This is a genomic window from Dietzia sp. B44 (genome assembly GCF_014145245.1).
Taxonomy (GTDB): domain Bacteria; phylum Actinomycetota; class Actinomycetes; order Mycobacteriales; family Mycobacteriaceae; genus Dietzia; species Dietzia natronolimnaea.
In genome coordinates this window covers 1-8,977 of record NZ_JAALEF010000082.1, presented here as the reverse complement: position 1 = coordinate 8,977, position 8,977 = coordinate 1, and the positions used below count along the sequence as shown (strand labels likewise).

Annotated in this window: 10 protein-coding genes and 1 pseudogene; 10 read left to right on the top strand and 1 reads right to left on the bottom strand. The window is 70.1% G+C overall.

Annotated features, from left to right (window positions below):
• From G6017_RS03540 to G6017_RS03505, 8 genes and pseudogenes are all read left to right on the top strand, one after another.
• Window positions 1-182: CinA family protein (locus G6017_RS03540; RefSeq protein WP_182615987.1), on the top strand; the 182-nt coding region annotated here is incomplete at its 5' end.
• A gap of 16 nt (window positions 183-198) precedes the next feature.
• Complete coding sequence (locus tag G6017_RS03535) at window positions 199-531, top strand: helix-turn-helix domain-containing protein (RefSeq protein ID WP_179526252.1); 333 nt, start codon at window positions 199-201, stop codon at window positions 529-531.
• A 97-nt stretch (window positions 532-628) separates the two neighbouring features.
• Window positions 629-1,352 (top strand): annotated as a pseudogene (locus tag G6017_RS03530) (PspA/IM30 family protein); the annotation flags it as partial.
• Between the two features lie 172 nt (window positions 1,353-1,524).
• Window positions 1,525-1,719, top strand: coding sequence for a DUF3046 domain-containing protein (locus G6017_RS03525; protein ID WP_179525418.1), 195 nt, complete (start codon window positions 1,525-1,527; stop codon window positions 1,717-1,719).
• A gap of 222 nt (window positions 1,720-1,941) precedes the next feature.
• Window positions 1,942-3,048, top strand: a complete 1,107-nt coding sequence (gene recA, locus G6017_RS03520; protein WP_179525417.1) for a recombinase RecA — start codon at window positions 1,942-1,944, stop codon at window positions 3,046-3,048.
• Complete coding sequence (locus G6017_RS03515; protein WP_182610352.1) at window positions 3,048-3,656, top strand: regulatory protein RecX; 609 nt, start codon at window positions 3,048-3,050, stop codon at window positions 3,654-3,656. The genes recA and G6017_RS03515 overlap by 1 nt, the downstream gene beginning before the upstream one ends.
• A gap of 26 nt (window positions 3,657-3,682) precedes the next feature.
• Window positions 3,683-5,251, top strand: coding sequence for a tRNA (N6-isopentenyl adenosine(37)-C2)-methylthiotransferase MiaB (miaB, locus tag G6017_RS03510; protein WP_182615989.1), 1,569 nt, complete (start codon window positions 3,683-3,685; stop codon window positions 5,249-5,251).
• Window positions 5,239-5,814, top strand: a complete 576-nt coding sequence (locus G6017_RS03505; RefSeq protein WP_182610351.1) for an Rv2732c family membrane protein — start codon at window positions 5,239-5,241, stop codon at window positions 5,812-5,814. The genes miaB and G6017_RS03505 overlap by 13 nt, the downstream gene beginning before the upstream one ends.
• A 75-nt stretch (window positions 5,815-5,889) precedes the next feature.
• Here the strand turns inward: G6017_RS03505 and G6017_RS03500 are convergent, their stop codons facing one another.
• Complete coding sequence (locus tag G6017_RS03500; RefSeq protein ID WP_182610350.1) at window positions 5,890-7,275, bottom strand: DUF349 domain-containing protein; 1,386 nt, start codon at window positions 7,273-7,275, stop codon at window positions 5,890-5,892.
• 193 nt (window positions 7,276-7,468) lie between these two features.
• Here G6017_RS03500 and G6017_RS03495 point away from each other — a divergent pair, with 193 nt between their 5' ends.
• A complete protein-coding gene (locus G6017_RS03495; protein WP_182610349.1) occupies window positions 7,469-8,167 on the top strand; it encodes a class III extradiol ring-cleavage dioxygenase family protein in 699 nt (232 codons plus the stop codon).
• Window positions 8,164-8,977: tRNA (adenosine(37)-N6)-dimethylallyltransferase MiaA (miaA, locus tag G6017_RS03490; RefSeq protein ID WP_182615985.1), on the top strand; the 814-nt coding region annotated here is incomplete at its 3' end. The genes G6017_RS03495 and miaA, both read left to right, overlap by 4 nt.

The window sequence follows — 8,977 nt, the reverse complement described above, 5'->3', positions numbered from 1 at the left end:
GCCAGGAGGGGAGGGCCGTGGGGACCGTTCACGTGGGGATCTGCGTGCCGGGAGTCGCGGCGCGGTCGACCGAGCTCTCCCTGGACGGCGGTCGAGCCGAGATCCGTCGGGCGGCCTGTGCCGCCGCCCTCGATCTGCTGGTGGGGATCGCCGACGAGGTCGGGAACGAATCGGCGACGTGAGGCGTTGTACCCCGTGATGCCGAACATCCAGATGACCACGCTGCCCCGACCGGACCACCGGAGCGGGCCCCCGCTGCTGCGGGAGACCCTCGGGACGGTGCTCCGCGGCCTGCGGGGCGATTCGGGGCGGACCCTGCGGGACGTCGCCGACGCCGCCCGGGTGAGTCCCGGGTATCTCTCCGAGATCGAACGTGGTCGCAAGGAGGCCTCGAGCGAGTTGCTCGCGTCCATCTCGGGTGCGCTCGACGTCTCGCTCGGCGAGATCCTCATCCGCGCGGCCCTCGAGGTCTCGCCCCCGGGTACCGTCTCGCTCCCGGGCACCGTCGCGGAGCCCGTCCTCGCGGCCTGAGCCCCACCCCGGCAACGCCCGGTGGTCGCCCCCCGACCTTGTTCGGTACCGTGGTACCGACCAGTCGTCCGAATCGGCAGAAGGACACTACGCAGCGATGGCCAATCCGTTCACCAAGGCATGGCGCTACCTCATGGCGTTGTTCGATTCGAAGATCGACGAGAATGCTGACCCCAAGGTCCAGATCCAGCAGGCCATCTCGGACGCGCAGCGGCAGCACCAGCAGCTGTCCCAGCAGGCGGCCGCCGTGATCGGCAACCAGCGGCAGCTGGAGATGAAGCTCAACCGCCAGCTCGCCGACATCGAGAAGCTGCAGGGCTCCACGCGGCAGGCACTGCAGATGTCCGAGCAGGCCCATCAGAACGGCGACACCCAGAAGGCGACCGAGTACGAGAACGCCGCGGAGGCCTTCGCCGCTCAGCTGGTCACCGCCGAGCAGAACGTCGAGGACCTCAAGGGACTCCACGACCAGTCGCTCCAGGCCGCGGCCCAGGCCAAGAAGGCCGTGGAGCAGAACGCGATGGTGCTCCAGCAGAAGGTGGCCGAACGGACCAAGCTGCTCAGCCAGCTGGAGCAGGCCAAGATGCAGGAGCAGGTCAGCGCGTCGCTGCAGTCCATGTCCGAGGTCTCGTCGGGCGGGAACACCCCGAACCTCGACCAGGTCCGCGACAAGATCGAGCGGCGGTACGCCAACGCCCTCGGGTCGGCGGAGCTCGCCCAGAACTCGGTTCAGGGCCGGATGCTCGAGGTCGAGCAGGCCTCGACCCAGATGGCCGGGCACAGCCGTCTCGAGCAGATCCGGGCGTCGATGAAGGCCGAGGGTGGTCAGCTCGGACAGGGGACCGGCTCTGCGTCCCAGCTCCCCCAGGGGCAGCCGCAGTCCGCCACCCCGCCTCAGCAGCAGGCGCAGACCGAACAGCAGTGAGTCGTCCGAGGACGGGCCGCCGGTGAACTGACCGGCGGCCCGTCGTCGTCCGTGGTGAAGGGGCACACGTGACACTGACCGAGTTCAGGGCCCGGACCGTCGAGGCCTTCGGGGACCTGCGGGCCGATCATCTCGTGAGGTCCCATCATCTGGCCGCGTTCGACGGGCGCACCGCCGACGAGGCCATCGACGCCGGTGCCTCCGTCAAGCAGGTCTGGTTGGCGCTGTGTTCGGAGTTCGAGGTTCCCGACTCATTACGCTGACCCCGTGGCGGCGTGTCGTTCGATCTCGAACACGCGTTCGTCTACACTCGGGTCATGTGATGACGGGATGGCCCGTCCACAGGGCGACATCCCTCCACAGTGAAGGGTTGCCGGGCTCGTGCGAGACGCATCTGTCGTACCCGACCCGTAGCGTCCGCGAGCGAGCAGACCACACAGACCGTCCGGCACGACACCGGAGGTCGAGCACGAACGGAGAGCATCATGGCCCCCAAGACCACCGCCAAGTCAGGTACCAGGACGGGCGTGGCCCAGAACCGCGAACAGGCGCTGGAGTTGGCGCTCGCGCAGATCGACAAGGCCTACGGCAAGGGGTCGGTCATGCGGCTCGGGGACGACACCCGGCCGCCGGTCCAGGTCATCCCGTCCGGTGCCCTGTCCCTCGACGTGGCACTCGGGATCGGCGGGTTCCCACGGGGCCGCGTCGTGGAGATCTACGGTCCGGAGTCGTCCGGCAAGACGACCGTCGCGCTGCACGCGGTGGCCAACGCGCAGGCCGCCGGCGGGATCGCCGCGTTCATCGACGCGGAGCACGCGTTGGATCCGGAGTACGCCCGCAAGCTCGGCGTGGACACGGACAACCTCATCGTCTCCCAGCCGGACACCGGTGAGCAGGCGCTCGAGATCGCCGACATGCTGGTCAGGTCGGGGTCCATCGACATCCTGGTGGTCGACTCCGTCGCGGCGTTGGTGCCGCGGGCGGAGATCGAGGGCGAGATGGGCGACAGCCACGTGGGCTTGCAGGCGCGACTGATGAGCCAGGCGCTCCGCAAGATGACGGGTGCGCTGCACAACACCAACACCACCGCGATCTTCATCAACCAGCTGCGCGAGAAGATCGGGGTGATGTTCGGCTCGCCCGAGACCACCACGGGCGGTAAGGCGCTCAAGTTCTACGCCTCCGTCCGCCTGGACGTGCGCCGGATCGAGACCCTCAAGGACGGCGCGGATGCGGTGGGTAACCGCACCAAGGTCAAGGTCGTCAAGAACAAGATCGCGCCCCCGTTCAAGATCGCGGAGTTCGACATCCTCTACGGCGAGGGCATCAGTCGCGAGGGATCGCTCATCGACATGGGTGTGGAGAACGGCTTCGTCAAGAAGTCGGGTTCCTGGTTCACCTACGGGGCGGACCAGTTGGGCCAGGGCAAGGAGAACGCCCGCCGGTACCTCAAGGAGAACCCCTCGGTCCGCGACGAGATCGAGCGGAAGATCCTCGACAAGCTCAATATCGGGGCGGGTGCGGAGATCGCGGAGATCGAGGCGGAGTCCGATGAGGACGCGCCTATCGACGTGGTGCCCGTCGAGTTCTGATGAGCGTGCAGGACCCGTGTGCGGCCGAGCCGGGGCGGGGTGTCGACACGGACGATCTACGCACCGCCATCGCGGCGGTGGAGGCCAGGCCGTCGAGTAGCTCGGACCTGCCCCCGTTGGCACCCGAGGCCCACGAGGCCGCGACGGCGGCTCTCCGACTTCTGCGCCACCGGCCACGGAGCCGACACGAACTGCGGGAGCGGCTGCTGGGTAAGGACCACGCGCCGGACGCGGTGGACGAGGCGCTGGACAGGGTCCGCGCCTGGGGCCTGCTCGATGACGCGGACTTCGCCTCGGAATGGGTCCGGGGTCGGCGGCGTCGACGCGGACGGTCGCGGGGAGCACTCGAACGTGAACTCCGCGAGAAGGGTGTCGCCGAGGTCCATATCGCGGGGGCGGTGGCCGGCATCGACGAGGCCGATGACCGACAGCAGGCCACCGAACTCGTGCGCGCGAGGCTCAGCCGCAGCCCGGTCGACTCCGGTCCCGGGGCGGATCTCCAGGGAGAACGGCGCAGGCTGGTGGCGTTCCTCGCCCGCCGGGGCTATCCGACGGGGTTGGCGATGACGGTGGTCGACGCCGAATTGGCGGCCCAGGTGTCGCCCTGAGTACCCTGGCCTGCGTGGATTCTCTCGTGACCGACCTGCAGGCGACGGCCGGAGACACCGGCGTCGAGCGCGTCGAGGGGCGCACCTACCAGGTGCGGACCTTCGGGTGCCAGATGAACGTCCATGACTCCGAGCGGCTCTCCGGTGTGCTCGACGCGGCCGGGTATGTGCCGTTCGAGGGTGAGGCCGACCCTGCCCGGGGCACTCTGCCGGACCTCGTGGTGTTCAACACGTGCGCCGTTCGCGAGAACGCGGACAACCGCCTGTACGGCACGCTCGGCCACCTGCGGCCGTGGAAGGACGCCAATCCCCGACTGCAGATCGCGGTCGGGGGATGCCTGGCGCAGAAGGACAAGGACGTCGTGGTCACGCGGGCCCCGTGGGTCGACGTGGTCTTCGGCACACACAATCTCGGGCACCTGCCCACGCTGCTCCAGCGCTCCCGGCACAACGAGCGGGCCGAGGTGGAGATCGCCGACTCGCTCCAGCACTTCCCCTCGACCCTCCCCGCCACCCGGGAGTCCGCCTACGCCGGCTGGGTCTCGGTGTCCGTGGGGTGCAACAACACCTGCACGTTCTGCATCGTCCCGTCCCTCCGCGGCAAGGAGGTGGACCGTAGACCCGGTGAGGTCCTGGCGGAGATGAAGGCACTGGCGGACGAGGGTGTCCTCGAGGTCACCCTGCTCGGACAGAACGTCAACGCCTACGGGCGATCGTTCCACGACCCCGCCGAGCCATCCGACAGAGGCGCCTTCGCGAAGTTGCTGCGCGCCGCCGGTCGGGTCGAGGGCATCGAGCGGATCCGGTTCACCTCACCACATCCGGCGGAGTTCACCGATGACGTGATCGAGGCGATGGCCGACACCCCCGCCGTCTGCCCACAGCTTCACATGCCCCTGCAGTCCGGCTCGGACCGAGTCCTGCGCGCGATGCGTCGTTCGTACCGGTCGGAGCGATTCCTGGGCATCCTGGACAGGGTGCGTTCCGCGATGCCGCACGCGGCCATCACCACGGACATCATCGTCGGGTTCCCCGGGGAGACCGAGGAGGACTTCCAGGCCACCCTCGACGTGGTGGAGAAGGCCCGGTTCACGAGCGCCTTCACGTTCCAGTATTCGCCGCGACCGGGGACCCCTGCGGCGACGATGGCCGACCAGATCCCCAAGTCCGTCGTTCAGGAGCGCTACGAGAGACTGATCGAACTGCAGGAGCGGATCACCCTCGAGGAGAACCGGAAGCAGGTCGGCCGTGAGGTCGAGCTGCTCGTCACCGCCGACCAGGGCCGTAAGGACGCCGCCACCGCCCGGATGACCGGCAGGGCCCGGGACGGCCGCCTGGTGCACTTCGCCCCGGTGGGGGAGCACGCCGGGCGGATCCGACCCGGCGACGTGGTCACCACCAGAATCACCTCCGCCGCCCCGCACCACCTGCTCGCCGACGACGGCGTGCTGACCTGTCGGACCACCAGGGCGGGTGACAGACACGAGGCAGGTGAGAAGCCGGAGACCCCGCCGATCGGCGTGGGGCTCGGACTGCCCACGCTGCGACGTGACGTCCTCGCCTCCGACACCACCCAGAAGGGATGCCTCACGTGAACACCGCTGACCGCCCGGACCCCATCCAGGGGATCATGGAATCCAGCAGGACCGTGGATTCGGAGTTCCGACGCAGGGACAGGATGCTGGGCCACACCCTCGTCATCGGCAAGGCCTATCTCGCGTCGGCCGTCCTGATCGTGTTGCTCGCCGCCGCACTCGCGCTTCCCCACAGCGACGGGGTGCGTGGCCTGGACGTGCTCTTCTTCACCGAGGCGGCCCGGGACCAGCAGACCTCGCTGCCCTCCCACGTCTTCGTCCTGCTCTATTCGGTCGGCGCCATCCTGTTCGGATCCGTCATGATCATCACCCAGAAGTGGTGGGCAGCGGGGATCGCCTGGGGCGCCAGTTGCGTGGCCACGGTCTACGGGATGCTGGCGATCTGGCTTCGCCAGTCCGGACGGGGACCGAACCCCGACTTCCAGGATTTCGGCGCCCCCGGGATCGGCCTGTACGTCAGTGTGATCCTGGTGCTGCTCCTGGTGATGACCCTGGCCGGCGTCCTGTGGGCGCGCACTCCCGAACAGCGCGAGCTCGAGGACTCCGTCCGCCACGGCGACTGAACCAGCTCGCCGCACCCCTCGGATCCACCCCGTGCAGCAGGGCCCCACCGTGTCGGTGGGGCCCTGTCGGCGTGATCAGCGGGTGTCGACCGCGTTCTCGGCGGCCTCGGCCCATTCCTTCCACTGCATGGCCTGCGCACGGGCCTTCTCGGCGTCCTTCGACTTGCCCGCGGCGTCGGCCTTCGCCGCCTGTGCCTCGAAGTCGTCCACCCGCACCCAGAACTGGGCGGCGCGGGCCTTGGCCTCCGGGTCGGTCCGTCGCCATTCGGCGTCGGCCGCGTCGGAGACGGTCTTCTCCAGGGCTCGGATCCGTCCCTCGAGCTGCCCCATCCTCTCCCGTGGGACCTTGCCGATCTCCTCCCAGCGGGTCTGCAGCTCCCGTAGCGCCGAACGGGCCGCGTCGAGGTTCTCGTCGGGATTGATCCGGCCCGAGAACTCGGTGAGCAGCGCCTCCTTGGCGTCCGCATTGCCCTCGAATTCCGCGTCCCGCTCGGCGGCCGCGGCGTGGCGGGCGTCGAAGAACCTGTCCTGGGCGGCCTTGAAGCGCTTCCACAGGGCGTCGTCGGCCTCGCGGGGAGCGCGGCCCGCGGCTTTCCACTCGTCCATGAGGCGCCTGAACGCGGTGGCCGTGTCGTTCCAGTCGGTCGAGGCCGAGATGGCTTCGGCTCGTTCGACCAGCTCCTCCTTGACGCGCTTGACGGAGGCGCGGGTGCGGTCGAGTTCCGCGAAGTGGGAACCACGGCGCCGGTTGAACGCCTCGCGGGCCTTGGAGAAGCGCTTCCACAGTGCGTCGTCGGTCTTGCGGTCGATGCCGCGAATGGTCTTCCACTCGTCGAGGATCTCCCTGAGGCGATCGCCGGCGGCCTTCCACTGGGTGGACGACTCACCGATCTCCTCCGCCTCGACGGCCAGCGCCTCCTTGCGGGCGATCGCGGTGGCGCGCTCCTCGTCCTTGCGTTGGCGCGCCTCGACCTCGACAGCGCCGGAGCGCTCGACCACGGTGGCGAGTCGGGTCGCGAGGGCGTCGAGATCCCCCACGGCCGCAGCGGAGGGGAGCTGCTCGGCGAGGGCCTCGGCGGAGGCCCGGGTCTTGCGCGCGTCCTGTGGGTGCGAGTCGAGTCGCGCTTCGAGGAGTGAGACCTCCGCGACCAGGTCGTCGTACCGGAGGCCGAAGTGGGCCAGACCTTCCTCGGGTGCACCCGCCTGCCAGGAGCCGACCTGGCGTTCGCCCTCGGAGGTCCTGACGAACACGGCGCCGGAGTCGTCGACCCGACCCCATTCGGACGGGTCCGACGCCCGGACGATGCGCGACTCGGGGGCCGCCACCGCTCGCGGTGCCACCTTCCGGGCCAGTGCTGCGGGGGACGGCGCACCGGGACGCGGGCCCGGGGTCGGAGTGGGGGTCGGTGCGGACGTTCCGGGGTTCGCCTCCCCGGGGGTGGTCGGTGACTGGTCGCTCATCTGGTCCTCGTTTCGTTCTGCCGCGTGACACGGCACCATCGCCGGAATCCCACCGGTCGTCGCCTCGCCGTCCCGGTGAGGGGTCGGCATCTCCCTAGTGTGTACCAACCGCCGCCCGGGCGCCGGGGTATCCCCAGCGAGTCCGACAGAGTCCCGGGGCGGCGCTCCTGCGGAGGTCAGTAAGGTGCTCCGTGTGAACACCCCTGTCGTCCTGGTACCCGGCGCACCGGTTCTGGTGCCCGAACTGTCCGGAGAGGCGGCCGCGGAGACCGCCGGCCAGGTCGACGCCGCGCTGGATCTGCTCAGGACGGCGTCGTCCGGCCTCGAGAGGGTGCTCGTGCTCGGCTCGGACCCCGAGGGGCGGACGATGGGTGACGTCCGTTCCTCGCTGTCGAGGTGGGGGGCGGCGGTCCGGGTCGGGCGTTCCGAGGCGGTGGAAGCCGAGTACGAGGATGTCCCCGACGCGGCCCTGATCGCATGGTGGCTGCTCGACCGCGCCGGGATCGACCAGCCCCGGTCGTTCGCGGGCGTCACCGGCGGTGGACGGGTCTCTCGGCCCCCCGGGCGCGGCACCCTCGTGGTCGTCGTGGGGGACGGTCCCGCCTCCCTCACCCCCCGGGCACCCGTGCCCGAGGACCCGCGTGGTGTCGCCCTCGACTCGGATCTCACCGAGTGGCTGCGTCGCGGTGGCCCGCTGCCCGATCCCGGTGACGCGGTGGCGGAGGCCGTGGGGTGGTGGAGCCGGCCCGCGTGGCTCGGGCTGGCCGGGCTGGTCGGGGAGAGGTCTGCGGTGGAGTCGGTGTCCTGGGCGCCGTTCGGTGTGGGGTATCACTGCGCTCGCTGGGATCTCTCGTCGTCGTCGGATTCCCCGGGTCAGTGGGGTCACGGGTGAGCGGCCCCGCACCGGTCGCGGTGGTGGGCCCGACCGGCACCGGGAAGTCCGACCTCGCCCTCGATCTGGCGCAGCGGCTGGGCGGGGAGGTGGTCAATTGTGACGCCATGCAGCAGTACCGCGGCATGGACATCGGTACCGCGAAGCTCCCGCCGTCCCTCCGACGTGGCATCCCGCATCACAGGCTCGACGTCCTCGAGGTGACCGAGACCGCGAGCGTCGCCGACTTCCGTCGCGAGGCCGAGCGCGAGATCGCGGAGATCCGGGAGCGCGGGAACGTGCCGATCCTGTGCGGAGGATCGATGATGTACATCCAGGCCCTGGTCGACGGCTGGTCCATCCCCGACACGGATCCCGCGGTCCGGGCGCGCTACGAACGGCGCCTCGAGGAGATCGGGGTCCGGGCGTTGCACGCCGAGCTCGCCCGCGCGGACCCCGAGGCCGCTCGGACCATCCTGCCGACCGATCCCCGCCGGACTGTTCGGGCACTGGAGGTGGTGGAGCTGACCGGTCAGCCGTTCTCCGCCTCGAGACCGACCATCGGCGCACCTCGGTGGGGCACGCGGCTGCTCGGCCTACGGTGCGCGCTTCCCGAGCTCGATGACCGGCTGGACGCCCGTACCGGGCGCATGTTCGCCGACGGGCTGATCGACGAGGTGCGTGGGCTCGTCGGGCTCGGACTGCTCGAGGGCGTGACGGCCCGGCGGGCCATCGGGTACGCGCAGGTTCTCGACGAGATGGACGACGAGCTGGGGATCGACGACGAGGGAGTCGCCCGCGCCCGGGAGCGCACGGTGATCGGCACCCGCC

Coding starts and splice junctions, on each gene's coding strand:
- G6017_RS03535 (WP_179526252.1), top strand. CDS start 199: ATGCCGAACATCCAGATGACCACGCTGCCCCGACCGGACCACCGGAGC.
- recA (WP_179525417.1), top strand. CDS start 1,942: ATGGCCCCCAAGACCACCGCCAAGTCAGGTACCAGGACGGGCGTGGCC.
- G6017_RS03515 (WP_182610352.1), top strand. CDS start 3,048: ATGAGCGTGCAGGACCCGTGTGCGGCCGAGCCGGGGCGGGGTGTCGAC.
- G6017_RS03505 (WP_182610351.1), top strand. CDS start 5,239: ATGCCTCACGTGAACACCGCTGACCGCCCGGACCCCATCCAGGGGATC.
- G6017_RS03500 (WP_182610350.1), bottom strand. CDS start 7,275: ATGAGCGACCAGTCACCGACCACCCCCGGGGAGGCGAACCCCGGAACG.